Annotated in this window: 17 protein-coding genes; 5 read left to right on the top strand and 12 right to left on the bottom strand. The window is 68.3% G+C overall.

What is annotated here, in order from left to right:
• Positions 1-65: 65 nt before the first annotated feature.
• The 9 genes from GGR43_RS06515 to GGR43_RS06555 all read right to left on the bottom strand — a co-directional run bounded on the left by GGR43_RS06515 (position 66) and on the right by GGR43_RS06555 (position 10,783).
• On the bottom strand, positions 66-1,055 hold the full coding sequence (locus tag GGR43_RS06515; protein WP_188071127.1) for a L,D-transpeptidase: 990 nt from the start codon (positions 1,053-1,055) through the stop codon (positions 66-68).
• Positions 1,052-3,730, bottom strand: coding sequence for an HAD-IC family P-type ATPase (locus tag GGR43_RS06520; RefSeq protein WP_188071128.1), 2,679 nt, complete (start codon positions 3,728-3,730; stop codon positions 1,052-1,054). Before GGR43_RS06520 ends, GGR43_RS06515 begins: the two co-directional genes overlap by 4 nt.
• 1 nt (position 3,731) lies before the next feature.
• Positions 3,732-4,112, bottom strand: a complete 381-nt coding sequence (mnhG, locus tag GGR43_RS06525; protein WP_188071129.1) for a monovalent cation/H(+) antiporter subunit G — start codon at positions 4,110-4,112, stop codon at positions 3,732-3,734.
• On the bottom strand, positions 4,109-4,390 hold the full coding sequence (locus GGR43_RS06530; RefSeq protein WP_188071130.1) for a K+/H+ antiporter subunit F: 282 nt from the start codon (positions 4,388-4,390) through the stop codon (positions 4,109-4,111). The genes mnhG and GGR43_RS06530 overlap by 4 nt, the downstream gene beginning before the upstream one ends.
• Positions 4,387-4,875 (bottom strand): Na+/H+ antiporter subunit E, encoded by a 489-nt coding sequence (locus tag GGR43_RS06535; protein ID WP_188071131.1) that lies wholly within the window; start codon positions 4,873-4,875, stop codon positions 4,387-4,389. The genes GGR43_RS06530 and GGR43_RS06535 overlap by 4 nt, the downstream gene beginning before the upstream one ends.
• Entirely contained in the window at positions 4,872-6,503 is a 1,632-nt protein-coding gene (locus GGR43_RS06540; protein ID WP_188071132.1) for a monovalent cation/H+ antiporter subunit D, read from the bottom strand. Before GGR43_RS06540 ends, GGR43_RS06535 begins: the two co-directional genes overlap by 4 nt.
• Positions 6,503-6,847, bottom strand: a complete 345-nt coding sequence (locus GGR43_RS06545) for a Na+/H+ antiporter subunit C (RefSeq protein ID WP_188071133.1) — start codon at positions 6,845-6,847, stop codon at positions 6,503-6,505. The genes GGR43_RS06540 and GGR43_RS06545 overlap by 1 nt, the downstream gene beginning before the upstream one ends.
• Positions 6,847-9,738 carry a monovalent cation/H+ antiporter subunit A gene (locus GGR43_RS06550; RefSeq protein ID WP_188071134.1) on the bottom strand — a complete coding sequence of 964 codons (2,892 nt, stop codon included), beginning with the start codon at positions 9,736-9,738 and terminating at the stop codon, positions 6,847-6,849. The genes GGR43_RS06545 and GGR43_RS06550 overlap by 1 nt, the downstream gene beginning before the upstream one ends.
• 157 nt (positions 9,739-9,895) lie before the next feature.
• The gene (locus tag GGR43_RS06555; RefSeq protein ID WP_188071135.1) at positions 9,896-10,783 is read right to left on the bottom strand and encodes a universal stress protein; all 888 of its coding nucleotides are present in this window, start codon (positions 10,781-10,783) and stop codon (positions 9,896-9,898) included.
• 282 nt (positions 10,784-11,065) lie between these two features.
• Between GGR43_RS06555 and GGR43_RS06560 the strand changes: the two genes are divergently transcribed.
• Positions 11,066-11,698, top strand: coding sequence for a DJ-1/PfpI family protein (locus tag GGR43_RS06560; protein WP_188071136.1), 633 nt, complete (start codon positions 11,066-11,068; stop codon positions 11,696-11,698).
• 21 nt (positions 11,699-11,719) lie between these two features.
• On the opposite strand, the gene GGR43_RS06565 is transcribed toward GGR43_RS06560, so the two are convergent.
• Genes GGR43_RS06565 through GGR43_RS06575 form a run of 3 tightly spaced genes read right to left on the bottom strand, consistent with a single transcriptional unit; the run spans position 11,720 to position 14,234 of the window.
• The gene (locus GGR43_RS06565; RefSeq protein ID WP_188071137.1) at positions 11,720-12,466 is read right to left on the bottom strand and encodes an SDR family oxidoreductase; all 747 of its coding nucleotides are present in this window, start codon (positions 12,464-12,466) and stop codon (positions 11,720-11,722) included.
• 34 nt (positions 12,467-12,500) lie between these two features.
• Positions 12,501-13,451: a 2-hydroxyacid dehydrogenase gene (locus GGR43_RS06570; RefSeq protein WP_223177310.1), complete on the bottom strand. Its 951-nt coding sequence runs from the start codon at positions 13,449-13,451 to the stop codon at positions 12,501-12,503.
• A gap of 6 nt (positions 13,452-13,457) precedes the next feature.
• Positions 13,458-14,234, bottom strand: a complete 777-nt coding sequence (locus tag GGR43_RS06575; protein WP_188071138.1) for an SDR family oxidoreductase — start codon at positions 14,232-14,234, stop codon at positions 13,458-13,460.
• A gap of 201 nt (positions 14,235-14,435) precedes the next feature.
• On the opposite strand from GGR43_RS06575, the gene GGR43_RS06580 reads away from it, so the two are divergent.
• The 4 genes from GGR43_RS06580 (at position 14,436) to GGR43_RS06595 (ending at position 18,030) form a co-directional block, all read left to right on the top strand.
• Positions 14,436-15,482, top strand: a complete 1,047-nt coding sequence (locus tag GGR43_RS06580) for an L-idonate 5-dehydrogenase (protein WP_188071139.1) — start codon at positions 14,436-14,438, stop codon at positions 15,480-15,482.
• A gap of 75 nt (positions 15,483-15,557) precedes the next feature.
• On the top strand, positions 15,558-16,643 hold the full coding sequence (locus tag GGR43_RS06585; protein ID WP_223177311.1) for a LacI family DNA-binding transcriptional regulator: 1,086 nt from the start codon (positions 15,558-15,560) through the stop codon (positions 16,641-16,643).
• Positions 16,640-17,527, top strand: a complete 888-nt coding sequence (locus tag GGR43_RS06590; RefSeq protein ID WP_246343375.1) for an NAD(P)-dependent oxidoreductase — start codon at positions 16,640-16,642, stop codon at positions 17,525-17,527. Before GGR43_RS06585 ends, GGR43_RS06590 begins: the two co-directional genes overlap by 4 nt.
• Positions 17,524-18,030, top strand: a complete 507-nt coding sequence (locus tag GGR43_RS06595; protein ID WP_188071140.1) for a gluconokinase — start codon at positions 17,524-17,526, stop codon at positions 18,028-18,030. The genes GGR43_RS06590 and GGR43_RS06595 overlap by 4 nt, the downstream gene beginning before the upstream one ends.
• The last annotated feature ends 111 nt before the right edge of the window (positions 18,031-18,141 follow it).

An 18,141-nucleotide genomic window follows, 5' to 3' on the forward strand; every position in this document is an offset into this window, starting at 1 on the left:
CGGCGGACAGGAAGAGGCATTGCCCCGAATCCGTTCAGGAAGCAGGCGCGCTCCATCCGGCGCCCTTATAAGGGAATATCATCTTCCCCGGCGATCACCGTCAGCGCCTGGCCGGTGTCGCCCTGCCGCAGGCTGTCGATGGTGACGACGGCGGTGGCGCCGGGCTGGAGTATGCCCGCCAGCGCGCGGCGGAAGCGTTCGGGCATGTGCAGCCGCGCCCGGTCCTCCGCGCTGACGTCCGCCGCGACACCCTTCTGCCCCGGCAGGGCGATGCGGAGCCAGTGGAACGCCTCGCCCTCAACCTTTTGCAGCGTATAGGCGGCGGGCTCCGTCACCGGTCCGTCGATGGAGATAGGCGCGGAGCCGATCTCCACCCCGTTGCGTAGCACGACCATGCGCCGGTCGGCGGCGCTCAGCACGATGGAAATCGGCCCCTGCGGCGACAATTCGGGTTTCCATATGCCTCTGCCCTCGGGCTTTTTCCCCGGCGGCGTCCGGGTGAGCAGGCCGGGATCGGGGGCGATGCGGGGAACCGCCTCTTCCTCGGTTATGAGGACCGTCAGCCCCAGCCGGGTCACGCCGTACAGCTTCTGCGCGAACGCCATGGGCAGGCGGATGCAGCCATGCGAGGCGGGATAGCCCGGCAGATTGCCCGCATGTATCGCGATGCCGTCCCATGTCAGCCGCTGCATATAGGGCATGGGCGCGCTGTTATAGAGGTTGGATTTGTGATCCACCCGCTTTTGCAGGATGGTGAAGACGCCGGTGGGCGTCGCATGGCCTTCCTTGCCCGTGGATACGGTGGAAATGCCGATGGGCACACCGTTGCGATAGACGAAGGCGCGTTGCCGGGCGAGGCTGACGACGATGATGACGGGTCCGTCCGGCGCGACCTCCGGCGCCCAGAGATAATCGCCGGGCTTCATGACCTGCACTGTCCTGACGGTGGAGGGATCGGTCAGCGAAATCTGCGCCCATGCGGGCGAGGCCAGCGTGGCGGCGGCCCCCGCCAGTCCGGCGATCACGGCGCGGCGGTCGATGGGCGCGGTCTTCATCCCAGTTCCCTGAACCATTGCAGCTTGCGCATCAGGATCTTCTCCCCTTCCAGCAGCAGGAACAGCAGCGCCCCGATGGCGATGATGAGCGCGCCTTCGGCCAGGCTCAGCGGGCGGCTTTCGAACAGATCGTGCATGAACGGGGCGTAGGTGAACAGCAGCTGCGCCAGCACGACGATGGCGATGGCCAGCAGCACCGCCGGCGTGCCGAGCGCGCCGCGCCAGCTGAGCGAATGCATATGCAGATAGCGCACGTTGAACAGGTAGAAAATCTCCGCGACGACCAGCATGTTGACCACCATGGTCCGCGCGGTCTCGATGCTTTCCCCCCGGCCCAGCGTGAAGAAGAACAGGCCCAGCGCCACCGCCGCGAACAGCGCCGACACCAGCGCGATGCGCCAGATCAGGAAGGGCGAAAGCAGTGGTGCGTTGGCGGGGCGCGGGCGCCGCCGCATCGTGCCCGGCTCGGTCGGCTCGAACGCGAGCACCAGCCCCAGCGTGCTCGCCAGCACGAGGTTGATCCACAATATCTGCGTCGCCGTCATCGGCAGCGCGAAGCCCAGCAATATGGCGAGGATCACCGCCACGCTCTCGCCGCCATTGGTCGGCAACGTCCAGGAAATCACCTTGCGGATATTGTCGTAGACGGTCCGGCCTTCGCGCACGGCGGCGACGATGGACGCGAAATTATCGTCGAGCAGCACCATCTCGGCGGCTTCCTTCGCGGCCTCCGTGCCCTTGCGCCCCATCGCGGTGCCGACATCGGCCTGCTTGAGCGAGGGCGCGTCGTTCACCCCGTCGCCGGTCATCGCGACGATCAGCCCGTGCGACTGGAGCGCGCGGACGATGCGCAGCTTGTGTTCCGGACTGGTGCGGGCGAACACGTCGGTCGACAGCACCCGCGCGGCCAGTTCCTCGTCGGACAGCGCGTCGACATCGGTGCCGGTCAGCGCCTGCGGGTTCTCCGCCAGATCGAGCTGGCGGGCGATGGCAAGGGCGGTGCCCGCATGGTCGCCGGTTATCATCTTGACCGCGATCCCCGCAGAGCGGCATTCGGCGATGGCGGCGCGGGCCTCTTCTCGCGGGGGATCGATGAAGCCCATCAGGCCGAGAAACTCCACCCCCTCCGCCATGTCGTCGAAGCCGAGGCGGTTGCCGTCGCCCTCAACCGCCCTGGCGGCGAAGCCGAGCAGCCGTTCGCCCCGGTCGGCCGCGGCGGCGATGCGCGCCTCCCATGAGGAGGAGTCGATCCCGGCCATCGCCAATATCGCTTCGGGCGCGCCCTTGATGAAGATCATGCGCTTGCCGTCGGATCGGCGGTTGAGCGTCGCCATAAAGCGATAGGCGGCATCGAACGGAATTTCGTCGAGCCGTTCCCACTCGCCCCGCTCATGATCGGGGCTGATGCCGGCCTTCATCGCGAGCGCGACCAGCGCGCCTTCCATCGGGTCGCCGTCCACCCGCCAATGGCCGTCCTCCGCCTTCAGCACCGCGTCGTTGCACAGCAGGCCGCAGCGGACGATATCCGCCGCGCGGGCGATGGCGGCGGCGTCGTCCTCGTCGTCGCCGTCATTGGTCAGCCCGCCCTCCGGCGCATAGCCGGACCCGCCGACCGACAGCTCCACCCCGTCGATCAGAACATGGCGCACCGTCATCTCGTTGCGGGTCAGCGTGCCGGTCTTGTCCGAGCAGATGACCGAGGTGGCGCCCAGCGTTTCGACGGCGGGCAGGCGGCGGATCACCGCGTTGCGCGCCGCCATGCGCTGCACGCCGATCGCCAGCGTGATGGTGATGACAGCGAGCAGTCCCTCCGGCACCACGCCCACGGCGAGCGCGACGACGGCGATCAGCGCGTCGATCCAGTGGAAATCGCGGATATGGATGGCGAAGAGCAGCAGCAGGAAGGCGGCGGCCAGCACGAACCAGGTGAAGCGCCGCCCGAACTGGTTGATCTGGCGCAGCAGCGGGGTCGTCTTCATCTCCACCGCCTGAAGCAGCCCGCTGATCCGTCCGATCTGCGTGCGCGGCCCGGTTTCCGCGACGACGCCCATCGCCTGGCCCGCGGCCACCAGCGTGCCGGAAAAGGCCATGCTGCTCCGGTCGCCGGGGGCGGCGTCGGCGGGGACGGGCGGCTCATGCTTTTCGGCGGCGACCGATTCCCCGGTCAGCGGCGCCTCGTCGATCAGCAGGCCGCGCGCGCGCAGCAGGCGCAGGTCGGCGGGCACGCGGTCCCCGGCCTCCAGCAGCACGATGTCGCCGGGCACGAGATCCGGCACCGCGATCGTGCGCCGCGCGCCGTCGCGCAGCACCCGCGCATGGGGCGCGATCATGTCGCGGATCGCGCCCAGCGCCTGCTCGGCCCGCCCTTCCTGGATGAAACCGACCACCGCGTTCACCAGCACCACGGTCAGCACGACCGCCGCGTCGATATGATGGTCGAGCAGCATCGCCGCGATCGCGGCGGCGATCAGGAAATAGATGAGGCTGTTATTGAACTGGGCCAGGAACCGCCGCAGCGGGGAGACGGGCTTTGCCGCCGGCAGCGCGTTGGGGCCGTGGCGCCGCAGCCGCTGCTCCGCCTCCGCGCCGGTGAGCCCTGCGGTGCTGCTTTCCAGCGCCTTCAGCGCCTCTTCAGCCGGCAGGGCATGCCATGTCCGTTCGCTATTGTCCGTCATGTCAAGCCTTTTCGGCGGGGTTGGCGGGCCTTTCCTGCCCGGTGTCGGGCGGCGTTTCGGGGTTGCCTTCCACCCGGTCGCGATAGAGCGCCGCGCGGGCGAGCAGCATCAGCGTGACCGGCGTGGTCACGGTGAGGAACAGCGCGATCAGCACCTCATGCAGCACCGCGCGTGTTTCGAGCACCGAAAAGCAGAGCATCGAGGCGATCAGGATGCAGCCCGCGCCCAGCGTCGCGCCGAGCGTGGGCGCATGGACGCGCTGATAGAAGGATCGCAGGCGCAGCAGCCCCAGAGCCCCCGTCAGCGTCAGCAGCGAGCCGGTCAGCAGCAGCAGCGCCGTTATCAGCGCCGCCCAGAGCGGCAGGTCCGGAGCCTGCATCATTCGATCACCTCGCCGCGCATCAGGAATTTGGACAGGGCGACGGTGCTGGCGAAGCCCAGCATCGCGATGATGAGCGCGGTTTCGAAATAGAGCGCGCGGCCGGTCTGGATGCCGAAGGTGAGCAGCAGCATCATGACGATGGCGTAGAGTGTGTCGAGCCCCAGCACCCTGTCCTGCGCGCGCGGGCCGCGGATCAGCCGCCCCAGCGCGCACAGCATCGCGAAGCCCAGCACGATCTGCGCGCAGGTGATCGCCCAGGCGAGGAAAAGGGCGCTCATGGGAAAATCTCCATCAACAGCTTTTCATAGCGGTTCTTGATGAGGGCGATCCATTGCTCCTCATCCACAAGGTCGAGCACATGGATCAGCAGGCTGCCCCGCGCGGAATCGAACTGCACCCACAGCGTGCCCGGCGTGGCGGTGATGATGACCGCCAGCAGCGCGAGGCCGTGGCGGCTGCGCATGTCGATCGGAATGCGGATGAAGCCGGACATGCCCCGGTCGGTGCGGCCGGTCAGGATGATGCGCGCGACCGCGATGTTGGAGCGGATGATGTCGTAAAGGACGATCCCCGCCAGCCGGACCACCGCGCCGGTCAGGCGGTACTTCACCGGTTCCGGGCGCAGCACGGTGAAGAGGCGCGTCGCCACCAGCGCCACCAGCACGCCCATGAGGATGGAGCCGGGCGCGACCGACTGGACGAGCAGCAGCCACATCGCCAGAAGGCACAGCGTCAGCAGCGGAAAGGCGAGCCAGCGGGTCATCGTCTTCTCTCCGGCGGCTGGAGCGCGGGGTCGAGCACGGCGCCCGCATAGCGGCCGGGATCGTGCAGGGCGGCCGCGGTATCCTTCATATAGCGGGTGACGGGCCCCGCGCCGATGACGAGCGCGAGGCACAGCGCGAGCAGCAGCGCGATCGGCATCGCCTCGACCACGCGCAGATGCGCCTGCGGCCGGTCGACCGGCACCCACAGCAGGCTGATGCCCGCCCGCGTCATCGCGATGAGGGTCGCGAGGCCGGAAAGGAGAATGGCGGCGATCGCCGTCCAGCCGCCCGTCCCCATCGCGGGCAGGCCCGAAAGCATGCCGTCGATGATCGCGAACTTGGCGATGAAGCCGGAGAGCGGCGGCAGGCCGGCCATCAGCAGCGCGCAGAAGATGAAGGCGCTGCCCAGCAGGGCGATGGTGGCGGGGATGACGATGCCGATCTCGTCCTCCTCTTCCTCCGCCTCATATTCCTCCATCAGCAGGCCGGGCTCGTCATCCTCGAACACCGGCTCGCTCTGGCGCTGGGCGGCTTCCCGGTCGATGTCGGCGGCGCGCTCCACCGGCTCTATCAGCAGATACATCGCGCATACGCCGAGCGTCGAGCTGACCAGATAGAGCAGCGCGCCCGCCAGCACCGGCGCGCTGCCGGTGCCGGTCGCGACCAGCAGCGTGCCCGACGAGAGCAATATATAGGACCCGCCGATGCCGGACAGGCGGCTGGCCGCGAGCATGCCGATCGCGCCGAACGCCATCGTCGCGAGCCCGCCCGCCATCAGCCATTCGTTCGCGAAACCGGCGGCAAGGCCCGATGCCGGGCCGAAGGCGAGCGCGCTCAGGCGGACGATCGCATAGATGCCGACCTTGCTCATGATCGCGAAGGTGGCGGCGACCGGCGCGGCGGCGGCGGCATAGGTGGGGGTGAGCCAGAAGCCGAGCGGCCACATGCCCGCCTTCACGAAGAAGGCGATGGAGAGGATCGCCGCGCCGCTTTCCAGCAGCACGAGTTCCTGCCCCGCCAGCACCGGCACGCGCACCGCCAGGTCGGCCATGTTGAGCGTGCCCGTCACCGCATAGATGAGCGCGATGCCGATGAGGAAGAGCAGCGAGGTGGCGATGTTGATCGCGACATAATGCAGGCTGGCCTTGGTCCGCTCCACGCCCGATCCGTGCAGCGCGAGGCCGTAGGACGCGGCCAGCATCACTTCGAAGAAGACGAACAGGTTGAACAGGTCGCCGGTCAGGAACGCGCCGTTGACGCCCATCGTCAGCAGCAGGAACAGCGGGTGGAAGCGCGGCCCCGCCCGGTCCCACCGCGCCAGCGCATAGAAGAGCGTGCACAGGCCGATGCTCGCCGAGAGCAGCAGCATCAGCGCGCTCAGCCGGTCGACGACCAAGGTGATGGCGAAGGGTGCGGGCCAGTTGCCGAGGCGGTAGGCCAGCGGCGCGCCGCCCGGCGCATCCACCATGGTCAGCAGGGCGATGGCCACCCCCGCCAGCGCGGAGAGGGTGGCGAGGCTGATGAGGCGCTTGAGCCAGCGCCGCCGCTCGCTCAGCACCAGCATGAAGGCGGCGGCGAGCAGCGGCAGCAGGATCGGGGCGATGACGAGATGGTCGGCGGGCGACATCAGGGCGTCTTCTCCGTTCCGTCGACATGGTCGGTGCCGGTCAGCCCGCGCGCAGCGAGCAGCAGCACGAGCAGCAGCGCAGTGGTCGCGAAGGAGATGACGATCGCGGTCAGCACCAGCGCCTGCGGCACCGGGTCGGCGAAGGCGGCGGGGTTGGCCTCCGCCACTTTGTCGACGACCGGCGGCGCGTCCATCTTCAGCCGGCCCATCGCCAGGATGAAGAGGTTGATCGCATAGGACAGCAGCGACAGGCCGATGGCGAGCTGGAAGGTGCGCGGCCGGAACAGCAGCCACACGCCCGACGCGGTGATGATGCCGATGGCGAGCGACAGGATGATTTCCATCAGCTTTCCTCCGTTTCCGTGCGGGGGGTGCGGATCGACTGGTGCGCCAGCGCGATCAGGGTGAGGACGGTCGAGCCGACCACGACGCCGCATACCCCGATGTCGAACAGCAGCGCGCTGGCCGCCGGGGTCTTGCCGATCAGCGGCAGGTCGAGATAGCTGAACCAGCTCGTCAGGAACGGACGGCCCAGCAGCATCGCCCCCGCGCCGGTCGCCAGCGCGATCAGCAGGCCGAATCCGACCCAGCGCAGCGGCAGCACGCTGAGCCGCGTTTCGACCGCGCGCGTCCCGCTCGCCATATACTGGATGATGATGGCGATCGAGAAGGTGATGCCCGCCGCGAAGCCTCCACCCGGCAGGTCGTGCCCGCGCAGCAGCAGGAAGATGCCGAAGACGATGATCGCCGGGAACATCCATTCCATGATGATGCGCGGGACCAGCAGATAATCGGCCAGCGTGTCGCCCAAGGAACGGTCGGCCTGCGCCTCGTCATAGGCGTTCTGGCGGCGTTGCTGCACCGGGGTGCGGACACTCTCGCGGGCGGGCCGGAACCGGCGCAGCAGCGAGAAGACCGTGAGGCCGACGATCGCCAGCACGGTGATCTCGCCCAGCGTGTCGAAGCCGCGGAAATCGACCAGGATGACGTTGACGACATTGGTGCCGCCGCCGCCCGGATAGGCCTGTTCGACGAAGAAGCGGGAAATGCCCGCGGGGGCCTCGCGCGTCATCACCGCATAGGAGAGCAGCGCCATCCCGACGCCCGCCGCCAGCGCGACGCCGAGGTCGGTCGCGCGGCGCAGGTTGACGCGCAGCGGCCTGCTGCCCGACCACAGCTCCGGCCGGCGCATCGGCAGCCAGCGCAGGCCGAGCAGCAGCAGCACGGTCGTCACGATCTCCACCAGCAGCTGCGTCACCGCAAGGTCGGGCGCGGAGAGCCACAGGAAGCTGATGCAGGTGGCGATGCCCGCGCCGCCGAGCAGGACGAGGGCGGCGAGCCGGTGATATTTGGCGGTCACCGCGGCGCCCACCGCGCAGGCCCCGCCGACGATCCAGATCAGCGCGAACACCGGGTCCACCGGCGTCAGCTGTTGCGTGCCGGGGCTGTAGCCGAAGCGCAGGAACGGCAGCGCGCCGAGCAGCAGCACCATGCCGAGCAGGATGCGCAGCTGCATTTGCAGCCTTTTCGTCCCCAGCCATCTTTGCAGCGCGACGCCGCCGTCCATGATCGCGGCCAGCACCCGCTCGAACGCGCGGCGGCCTTGCAGCCTGCCCACCACCGGGGAACGCTTCACGGCGTTGAGCCGGTCGCGGAACAGCAGATAGCCGAGGATGCCACAGCCCAGCGCGATAAGGCTCATCGCCAGCGGCAGCGTGAAGCCGTGCCAGATGGCGAGGCTGTAATGGGGCAGCCGGGCGCCGAGCACCGATTGCGCCGCATTCGCCAGAAAGGGCGCGATGGTGAGGTTGGGGGCGATGCCCGCGAGCAGGCAGGCCAGCACCAGTATCTCGATCGGCAGGCGCATCCACGGCGGCGCCTCATGCGGCTCGTGCGGCAGGTCGCGCGGCGGCGGACCGAAGAAGCTCTGATGGATGAAGCGCAGCGAATAGAGCACGCTGAACGCGCTCGCCAGCGTGGCCAGATAGGGCAAGGTCTCGTCGATGATCGTGCCCTGATGGTCGGCCAGCGCCTCGGCGAGGAACATTTCCTTCGACAGGAAGCCGTTCATCAGCGGCACGCCCGCCATCGCGGCGGCGGCGACCATCGCCAGCGTCGCGGTGATCGGCATGAAGCGGTAGAGGCCGGACAGCTTGCGCAGGTCGCGCGTGCCGGTCTCATGGTCGATGATGCCCGCCGCCATGAACAGCGAGGCCTTGAAGGTCGCATGGTTGATGGTGTGGAAGATCGCCGCGACCGCGCCGAGCGGGCTGCCCAGCCCCAGCAGCAGGGTGATGATGCCCAGATGGCTGATCGTCGAATAGGCGAGCAGGCCCTTGAGGTCCTGCTGGAAGATCGCGCTCCACGCGCCGAACACCATGGTGGCAAGGCCCGTGGTGACGACGATCAGATACCATTCTTCCGTCCCCGCCAGCACCGGCCAGAGCAGCATCAGCACGAAGATGCCCGCCTTCACCATCGTCGCCGAATGGAGGTAGGAGGACACCGGCGTCGGCGCGGCCATCGCGTGGGGCAACCAGAAATGGAACGGGAATTGCGCGCTCTTGGTGAAGGCGCCCGCCAGCACCAGCAGCAGCGCGGGCAGATAATAGCCGCTCGACCGGATCGCGTCGGCCTGCGTGCGGATCACGTCTATGTCGTAGCTGCCCGCGACGCGGCCGATGATGAGGAAGCCGAGCAACAGGCACACGCCGCCCGTGCCCGTGATGATGAGCGCCATGCGCGCGCCGTCCCGCGCGCTCTGGTTGTGGTGCCAGTAGCCGATCAGCAGGAAGGAGAAGAGGCTCGTCAGTTCCCAGAAGAAGGCGAGCTGGACGAGATTGCCGGAGAGGACGAGGCCCAGCATCGCCCCCATGAAGGCGAGCAGGAACGAGAAGAAGCGCGGCACCGGGTCTTCGGGCGACATGTAATAGCGCGCGTAGAGCACGACCAGCGCGCCGATGCCGAGGATGAGGAAGGCGAAGATCCAGCTCAGCCCGTCCAGCCGCAGGATGAGGTCGAGGCCGATGTCCGGCGCCCAGGCGATGTCCACCCGCACCATGCCGCCGCCGGTGACCGCCGGATAGAAGAAGGCAAGGATGGCCAGGCCCGCCAGCGCCAGCATGCCGCTCAACGCCGCGGCGGTATTGCGCGCATAGACGGGCAGCAGGGCCGCGAGGAAGCTGCCGAGAAAGGGCAGCACCACGATCAGGGAAAGCAGGGTCTTGCCGCTCATGCCGGATCGGCGCCCGGAAGGGAAAGGGCCGGATGGGAAAGGATGGTCGGCCGCGACGCAGGGTGCCGTCGCGAGGTGGTACAGGAAGGATCGGGAAGGGGAGAGCGGCTGTCTGGCATGATTTCCTTTGGGGGTCGGACTTTTCGGCGGAGGCGGGTCAGGGGGTGGAACGGTCGGACGGCGGCACGACCAGAACGTCGCTTTCCACCGCGTTGATGATCTTGCGGGCGGTGCTGCCGATCAGCGCGCGATAGATCAGGCCGCCGCCATGCGTGCCCACCACGGTCAGCACGTCGCCGGAGGCGGCCTCGTAATCGCGCAGCAGCACCTCTGGCGACCCCATTTCGATCAGCCGGGGCACGGAGCGGGCTTCCTCTTCCGACAGGCCCGCTTCGCGCAGCAGCCGGTCGGCCGCTTCCCGCCCATAGCCCTCGAACTCGCGATCGATCTCCGCGCGGTTGAGATAGCTGGCGAAGGGCACGTCATAGGCGTGGAACAGGCTGAGGCCCAAGCCGGGGAACAGCCCGCGCGCGCTTTTCAGCATCTCGTGCGCGCCGGGGGAGAAATCGGTGGCGACGACCATCGCGTCATAGGGCGCGGGCGCGCGGTTGCGCACGACCAGTATCGGAATGGGGGAGGCGCGCAATAGCTTGTCGACGGTATCGCCCAATATCATGCGGCCCAGCGTCTCGTCGCGCGCGACGCCGGTGACGATCAGCCCCGCCCCTGCGACCCGCGCCTTTTCCAGCACCAGGCTGGCCGGGGTGCCGGACTCGACCACGATGTCGAGATCCAGCCCGGTATCCTCGCGCTGAAGGTCGCGGTGCAGGCGCTGGCGCACGGCCTTGGCCGGGTCGGGCGGGCGGCGCCAGCTCGGCAGCGGATAGCCGCCGTCGCCATAGCTCTGGGCGCCGTCCTCTATCGCATGGATGACGAGTAGCCGGGCCTTCCATGCCCGCGCCAGCTGCACCGCGCGGTCCAGCGCGCGGTCGGAACGATGGCTGAGATCCGTCGCGAGGGCTATGGTCGAGGGCGCTTCGGCCATGTCCTTTCTCCTTTATGGGTGCGCGAATATGGGCTGGCCTCATATCCGCTCAGGGGACGATCGGGCGATCGGTCTTGCTTCAAGGGGGAAAGCTAAGGGGTCAGGGACAGTGCCGTCAACCCGAAGAGGCAGATATTCGACGAGGAAAGTCGCTTTGCGGCCATCGGGGCGGTCGTCAGGGCGGTCGTCGCGGACGTGGCGCCGGGCCGGGGCAGACCGATCCCGCCGGGGCTTGCGCCGGGCGGCGGCATGGGCGAAAGCGGGGAGGAAAGGAAGGACGGCATGCAGATCGCGATTGTGACCTTTGACGGCTTCAACGAGCTGGATTCCTTCATCGCCGCGGGGATATTGGGGCGGATGAAGGATAAGGGCTGGCGCGCCTGGATCACCTGCCCGGATGAGGAAGCGGTGTCGATGAACGGCGTCGCCATCCGCCGCCAGAGGCCGCTGGAATTCGTGGAGGAGGCCGATGCGGTGCTGATCGGCAGCGGCGTGCGCACGCGCGAGGTCGCGGCCGACCCGGCGCTGCTGGCTCGCCTCCGGCTCGACCCTGAGCGGCAGCTGGTCGGCGCGCAATGTTCGGGCACGCTGCTGCTGGCGAAGCTGGGCCTTGTCGGCGATCTTCCGGCCTGCACCGACCTGACGACGAAGCCCTGGGTGGAGGAGGCGGGCGTGCGGGTGATCGACGCGCCCTTCGTCGCCCATGGCAATGTCGCGACGGCCGGGGGCTGCCTCGCCAGCCAGTATCTCGCGACATGGCTGATCCTGCGCGGGGCATCCCGGCAGGATGCCGAGGCCGCGATCCATTATGTCGCGCCGGTCGGCGAGAAGCAGCTCTTCGTCGAGCGCGCGCTGGCCGCCGTCTCGCCCTATGTGGCGCTGGCGGGGGAAAGGGAGGCCGCGCCCGCGCGCTGAAGAAGGCGCGGGCCGGTGGCGCTATCCCCGGCCGACGAAAGGCATTTTCGTCGCCATCAGCGTGATGAACTGGACATTGGCGTCCAGCGGCAGGCTGTCCATATAGGCGACGGTCTCGCCGACATGGGCGACATCCATCACCGGTTCGACCGCCAGTTGGCCATTGGCCTGCGGCACGCCCCTGGCCATGCGCGATCCCATCGCGCTCGCCGCGTTGCCGATGTCGATCTGGCTGCAGGCGATGTCGAACGCGCGGCCGTCGAGCGAGGCGGACTTGGTGAGGCCGGTGATCGCATGTTTGCTGGCGGTATAGGCGATGGAGTTGGGGCGCGGGCTGGTGGCGGAGATCGAGCCGTTGTTGATGATGCGCCCGCCGCGCGGCGACTGCGCCTTCATCGCAGCGAACGCGGCTTGCAGGCAGAGGAAGGCGCCGGTCAGGTTGGTGTCGATGACATGGCGCCAGTCCGCCTCGTCCAGCGCGTCAAGCGGCACGTCCGGCGCATTCACGCCCGCATTGTTGAACAGCAGGTCGACCCGCCCGAACCGCGCCACCGTCGCATCGAACAGCGCTGCGACCGACGCCTTATCGGTCACGTCGGTGGGCATGCAGAGCGCGGCGGTGCCGGACGCCAGCAGCGCCACGGTTTCCTCCAGCGCCTCGGCCCGGCGTCCGGCGAGCGCCAGCGCATAGCCGCGCCGCGACAGGGCGAGCGCGACGGTGCGCCCGATGCCGCTGCCCGCGCCGGTGATGACCGCGATCCTTGCCATGCTTTCCCTCCCGTTCCGGCCAGTTGCCCGTTGCTCAGATCAGCGCATGGGGCAGGGCGTTCCCCGCCAGCATCGCGTCCAGATTTTGCAGCACCATGTCGGCCATGTCACGCCGCGTTTCCTCGGTGCCGCTGGCGATATGCGGGGTGAGGAGCACGCGGGGCGATGTACGCAGCGCGTCGGGGACATGGGGTTCCTGCTCGAACACGTCGAGCGCGGCCCCGGCGATGCGCCCTTCCTCCAGCGCGGCGATCAGCGCCGCCTCGTCGACGACGGCGCCGCGCGCGATGTTGACGACATAGCCCTGCGGCCCCAGCGCATCGAGGATGTCGCGGTTCACCAGATGACGGGTCTGCTCGTTGGACGGGCAGGCGAGGATCAGCACGTCGCTGTTCCGCGCCAACGTCCGCGCATCGGGGTGGAAGGCGTAGGGCACGTCCTTCGGCTTGCTGCCGGTATAGGCGACCGGGCCGAAGGCGGCGAGGCGGCGGGCGATCTCAACCCCGATGCGGCCCAGCCCGACAATGCCGAAGCGGCGGCCCGTCACCTTGCGGGCGAGGGGGAAGTCGCCCCGTTCCCACAGGCCCGCGCGCACGAACGCATCGGCCGGCGTCACCGCCCGCAGCAGCGCGATGACGAGGCCCACGGCCAGGTCGGCCACATCCTCGTTCAGCACATTGGGGGTGGTCGAAACGCCCACGCCCTTGCGCTTCGCCAGGTCGAGGTTGACCCGGTCGAAGCCGACGCCGTGAATGGCAACGATCTTCAGCCCCGGCAGCGCCTCGATCAGCGCGTCGGGGCACCCCACATGGCCGTTGGTGACGATCGCGCCGATCGCCGCGTCGCCGGTGGAGAGGATCTGCTGCTGCGCGGCCGGGTCCAGATCGAACCAGCGGATTATCTCGAAGCGGCGGTCCAGCTCTTCCTCCAGATAGGCGGAAAAGGGGGCCATCTGGATCGCGGTCGGACGGGATATGCTCATCATGCCCTCTCAGATTACCGAAACGATGCCGCCATCGACATAGATCGTCTGGCCGTTGACGAAATCGGATGCGGGCGAGGCCAGGAAGATGGCCGCGCCGTGCAGGTCCGGCAATGTCCCCCAGCGCCCGGCGGGGGTGCGCTTGCGCAGCCAGGCGTCGAATTCGGGATCCTCGACCAGCGCCTTGTTGAGCGGCGTGTCGAAATAGCCGGGGCCGATCGCGTTGATCTGTAGCCCGTATTTCGCCCAGTCGGCGCACATGCCCTTGGTCAGGTTCTTCACCGCGCCCTTGGTCGCGGTATAGGGGGCGATGCCGGGGCGGGCCAGCTCGCACTGGACGCTGCCGATATTGATGATCTTGCCGCTGCCGCGCTCTATCATGTGCGGGGCGACGGCCTTGCTGACATGGTAGAGGCTGCTCAGGTTGCAGGCGATCAGCGCGTCCCAGTCGGCATCGTCGAACTGTTCCAGCGGGTTGCGGCGCTGGATGCCGGCATTGTTGACGAGGATGTCGATCCGTTCGCCAGAGCCCAGCAGCGCGTCCACCCCGGCGCGCACGGACGCCGCGTCGGTCACGTCGAAGCAGGTCGTGCCGATCCGTGCGGCGTCCACGCCTTCGCCGCGCAGCCGGTCGGCGGCCTGGTCCAGCTTGTCCTGCGAGCGGCCGTTGAGGATGACGCGGGCGCCCGCCCCCGCGAGGGCCTGCGCGATGGCGAAGCCGATGCCCTGCGAGGCGCCGGTTATCAGCGCGCCGCGTCCGGCCAGGTCGAATAGATTGTGCTGCAAATCCTTCTCCGATTCTTTAGGGACCGGTCACATAACTGATGCCTTGATGAACCTCTATTGCAATTCTTTCAAGTCAAAATATCCACGAAAACGGCGATTCCTGACAATATGTGACAAATAATATCCGTCGTCTCATTAGCGGATTGCAAGCCGGATTTATAGATGATATCGGTAACATTAATGAAGAAGGAGGGTTCCCGGATGCTCGCGGCCATATGTCATGGGAAAAAGGATCTGCGTATCGACGAGGTCGCCGACGCGCCGATTCCCGCCGGTCATGTGCGGGTGGCGGTCGCCTATGGCGGCATTTGCGGGTCCGACATGCATTATTATCATCGCGGCGCGGTCGGCGATTTCGCGGTGCGGGAGCCGCTTACGCTGGGCCATGAGATTTCCGGCCGGGTGATCGAACTGGGCGAAGGGGTGACGGGCCTCGCTCCCGGCATGAAGGCGGCGCTGGACCCCAGCCGCCCGTGCCTTTCCTGCGCGCGGTGCCGCGAAGGGCGGATGAACCTTTGCACCAACATGTTTTTCCTGGGCAGCGCGGGGCGCTTTCCCCATGTCCAGGGCGGTTTCGCGCAGCATCTGATCCTGCGCACGGACCAGATCGTTCCGGTGCCGGACGACACGGACCTGCTGAAGCTGTCCGTCGCCGAGCCGCTTTCCGTCGGCCTTCACGCGGTCGCCCGCGCCGGGGCGCTGATGGGCAAGCGGGTGATCGTCACCGGATCGGGACCGATCGGGCTGTTGACGGCCCGGTCGGCACGGCTTGCAGGGGCGGCGGAGATTGTCTGCACGGATATCGAGGACGCCCCCCTGCAAGTCGCCTGCCGCCACATGGGCGCGAACCACGGCGTCAATGTCGCGGCGGACCCGGACGGGCTGAAGCGCTATGAGGCCGATGGCGGCCATTTCGACGTGGCGTTCGAGGCTTCGGGCGCCCCGCAGGCGCTGGACTCGCTGTTCCGCGTGGTCCGCCGGGGCGGCCGCATCGTGCAGGTCGGCATGATGCCGCCCGGCACCGCGCCGGTGCCGGTCAATGCGTTGCAGGCGCGCGAGATCGATTTCGTCGGCGCCTTCCGCGCCAATGGGGAATTCCACCATGCGGTCGACCTGATCGTTTCGGGGGAGATCGACGTGTCGCCGATCCTGTCGGGCACCTATCCGCTGACCGACGCGGTTGCCGCGTTCGAGCGGGCGGGCGACCGCAGCCAGGTCGTGAAATTGCATCTGGCGCTGGAGGGCTGAGCCGGGCGCTCTTCCCGGCGCGGGGGCTGCCGCTATACTGCATGCCGCCAATCATCTGCGACGGGGGAGTATATCATGGCGCGAACGGTGCAGCCGGACATGGAAAAGGCCGAAAACCGCACTTCGCAAGGGAAGCAGCGGCCGACGATCCGAGATGTGTCCCGTCTGGCAGGGGTTTCGCGCATGACCGTCTCGCGCGTGCTCAGCGATCCGGATCTGGTGCTTCCGGCGACGCGGGAGCGGGTGAGCAAGGCGATCGCCGACCTCGGCTATGTGCCCGATCGCGCGGCGGGCAGCCTGGCGAGCCGTCGCACCGGCTTCGTCGCGCTGATGCTGCCGACGCTGACCAACGCCAATTTCGCCGCCGTTGCCCATGGCCTCACCGAGGCGCTGCGCGAGGACGATTATCACCTGCTGATCGCCTATACCGATTATGACCTGGTGGAGGAGGAACGGCAGCTGCGCAACCTGCTGGCGCGCAGGCCGGAGGCGATCGTGCTGACCGGCACGATCCACCGCCGCACCGCCTCGCGCATGCTGCTGGCGGCCGATATCCCGATCATCGAGATTGCCGACCTGCCCAGCCGGCCGATCGAGCATGTGGTCGGCTTTTCCAACTATAATGTCGGCCGCACGGCGGCGCGCTATCTGATCAACCGGGGCTTTTCCCGCATCGGTGCGCTCGGCGGCGCGACCGACGGCGACGTGATCGACCATCGCGGCGAAGAGCGCATGCGCGGCTTCGAGGACGAGCTGCGCATCGCCGGGCTTTCGACGCATCATGTGCTGCGCCACGGCAAGCCGCCGATCAGCTATGATCATGGCGCGCAGAGCCTCGCCGTGCTGCTGGACCGGGACCCGGACGTGGAGGCGATCTTCGCGGTATCGGATCTCTCGGCGGTGGGCGCGGTGATGGAATGCCAGCGCCGCGGGATCGCGGTGCCGGACGACCTGTCGATCATGGGCTTCGGCGATTTCGAGATCGGCCGGGAGATCAACCCGCCGCTCACTTCGATCCATGTCGATTTCCGCGCGCTCGGCCAGCGGGCGGGGCAGGCGGTGCGCGACCTGCTGTCCGGCAAGGAGACGGCGCGGCGGCCGATCGCCGTCGATGTCGGCCTGTCGGTGACGGAGCGCGCGTCGGTGAAGGCGGCGCCATGATGCGGGTCGCGGTCATCGGCGTCGGCGTGATGGGCGGCGCCATCGCCGCGCGCCTGCTCGACGGCGGGGCGCAGCTGGCGCTATATGACCGCGATCCCGGCGCCTGCGCGGCATTGGCCGGGCGGGGCGCGACGGTCGTCGCCTCGGCCGCCGAGGCGGCGGGGCGGGCGGAGTTCGTCATCACCAGCCTCAACAGCGCGGCGATCGTCGAGCACGCGGTGTTCGGCCCCGGCGGCGTGGCCGAGGCGGCGACGCCGGAGCGCCTGCTGGTCGACATGTCGAGTATCGATCCGGCGGCAAGCGCGGCGATGGCGGAAAGGTTGCGGCGGGAAACCGGCATGGGCTGGATCGACGCGCCGCTTTCGGGCGGGGCGCCCGCCGCCGCGCGGGGCGCGTTGACGCTGATGATCGGCGGCGCGGCTGGAGATGTCGAGCGCGCCGCGCCGCTGCTGGACCGGCTTGCCGCCAATCGTACCCATGTCGGCGGCAACGGCGCCGGGCAGACGGTCAAGCTGATCAACCAGATATTGTGCGCGGGCGCGTTCCTGACGGTGGCCGAGGCGGTGCGGTTCGCGGAATGCCACGGGGTGGACGCCACGCTGGTGCCCGCCGCGCTGGCGGGCGGGCGCGCGGATTCGCGGATAATGCAGGAGTTCATGGCGAAGATGGCGCGGCGCGACTATTCGCCCACCGGCAGGATCGACAATATGCTGAAGGACCTGGAAACCGTGCAGGCCGCCGCCCACGCGCGGCGCGTGCCGATGCCGCTCACCTCGCTGGTCGCCGACCTGCACCGGATGCTCGTGGCCGCCGGATCGGGACCGGCCGACAGCGCGGCCTATATGCGGCTGTTCGACCCCGCCGCGCCGGAGGAAGAGGCATGAGCCTGGGCATCGTCGTCATGGGAGTGAGCGGTTGCGGCAAGTCGACGCTGGGGGCGGCGCTTGCCGACGCGCTGGGCATTCCCTTCGTCGAGGGGGACGGGCTGCACCCGCCCGCCAATGTGGCGAAGATGGCGGCGGGCATCCCGCTGAACGACGAGGACCGCCGGCCTTTCCTCGACAATGTGGCGGATGCGCTGATCGCGAATCGCGCGGCGGGCTGCGTTGTGTCCTGCTCCGCGCTCAAGCGGGGCTATCGCGACCGGCTGCGTGCGCGGGCCGGGGCGGATATCCGCTTCGTGCTGCCGCTGCTGTCGAAGGACTCGCTGGTGCTGCGCATGTCGGCGCGGGAAGGGCATTTCATGCCCGTCCAGCTGCTCGACAGCCAGCTTGCGACGCTGGAAATGCCCGATGAGGAAGAGGCGGTGATCGTCGTGCCGGGCGATCTGCCGCTCGATGCCCAGCTGGCCGCCGTGCGGGGCGCGCTTTCGGGCGAAACCGCCTGAATCGGTAAAAACGCGAACGTCCATGAAATAGTTGACAGATGGCGCTTTACTGATAATGTGCACGGTCACATGATAAGTTGAACAAGACAAGACTTCCCGCGCGCAAATAGA

This window comes from Sphingobium jiangsuense (assembly GCF_014196495.1).
Classification (GTDB): domain Bacteria; phylum Pseudomonadota; class Alphaproteobacteria; order Sphingomonadales; family Sphingomonadaceae; genus Sphingobium; species Sphingobium jiangsuense.

What these genes read in the sequence shown, in the direction of transcription:
- GGR43_RS06515 (WP_188071127.1), bottom strand. Translation starts at nt 1,055, where the DNA reads ATGAAGACCGCGCCCATCGACCGCCGCGCCGTGATCGCCGGACTGGCG.
- GGR43_RS06520 (WP_188071128.1), bottom strand. Translation starts at nt 3,730, where the DNA reads ATGACGGACAATAGCGAACGGACATGGCATGCCCTGCCGGCTGAAGAG.
- mnhG (WP_188071129.1), bottom strand. Translation starts at nt 4,112, where the DNA reads ATGATGCAGGCTCCGGACCTGCCGCTCTGGGCGGCGCTGATAACGGCG.
- GGR43_RS06530 (WP_188071130.1), bottom strand. Translation starts at nt 4,390, where the DNA reads ATGAGCGCCCTTTTCCTCGCCTGGGCGATCACCTGCGCGCAGATCGTG.
- GGR43_RS06535 (WP_188071131.1), bottom strand. Translation starts at nt 4,875, where the DNA reads ATGACCCGCTGGCTCGCCTTTCCGCTGCTGACGCTGTGCCTTCTGGCG.
- GGR43_RS06540 (WP_188071132.1), bottom strand. Translation starts at nt 6,503, where the DNA reads ATGTCGCCCGCCGACCATCTCGTCATCGCCCCGATCCTGCTGCCGCTG.
- GGR43_RS06545 (WP_188071133.1), bottom strand. Translation starts at nt 6,847, where the DNA reads ATGGAAATCATCCTGTCGCTCGCCATCGGCATCATCACCGCGTCGGGC.
- GGR43_RS06550 (WP_188071134.1), bottom strand. Translation starts at nt 9,738, where the DNA reads ATGAGCGGCAAGACCCTGCTTTCCCTGATCGTGGTGCTGCCCTTTCTC.
- GGR43_RS06555 (WP_188071135.1), bottom strand. Translation starts at nt 10,783, where the DNA reads ATGGCCGAAGCGCCCTCGACCATAGCCCTCGCGACGGATCTCAGCCAT.
- GGR43_RS06560 (WP_188071136.1), top strand. Translation starts at nt 11,066, where the DNA reads ATGCAGATCGCGATTGTGACCTTTGACGGCTTCAACGAGCTGGATTCC.
- GGR43_RS06565 (WP_188071137.1), bottom strand. Translation starts at nt 12,466, where the DNA reads ATGGCAAGGATCGCGGTCATCACCGGCGCGGGCAGCGGCATCGGGCGC.
- GGR43_RS06570 (WP_223177310.1), bottom strand. Translation starts at nt 13,451, where the DNA reads ATGATGAGCATATCCCGTCCGACCGCGATCCAGATGGCCCCCTTTTCC.
- GGR43_RS06580 (WP_188071139.1), top strand. Translation starts at nt 14,436, where the DNA reads ATGCTCGCGGCCATATGTCATGGGAAAAAGGATCTGCGTATCGACGAG.
- GGR43_RS06585 (WP_223177311.1), top strand. Translation starts at nt 15,558, where the DNA reads ATGGCGCGAACGGTGCAGCCGGACATGGAAAAGGCCGAAAACCGCACT.
- GGR43_RS06590 (WP_246343375.1), top strand. Translation starts at nt 16,640, where the DNA reads ATGATGCGGGTCGCGGTCATCGGCGTCGGCGTGATGGGCGGCGCCATC.
- GGR43_RS06595 (WP_188071140.1), top strand. Translation starts at nt 17,524, where the DNA reads ATGAGCCTGGGCATCGTCGTCATGGGAGTGAGCGGTTGCGGCAAGTCG.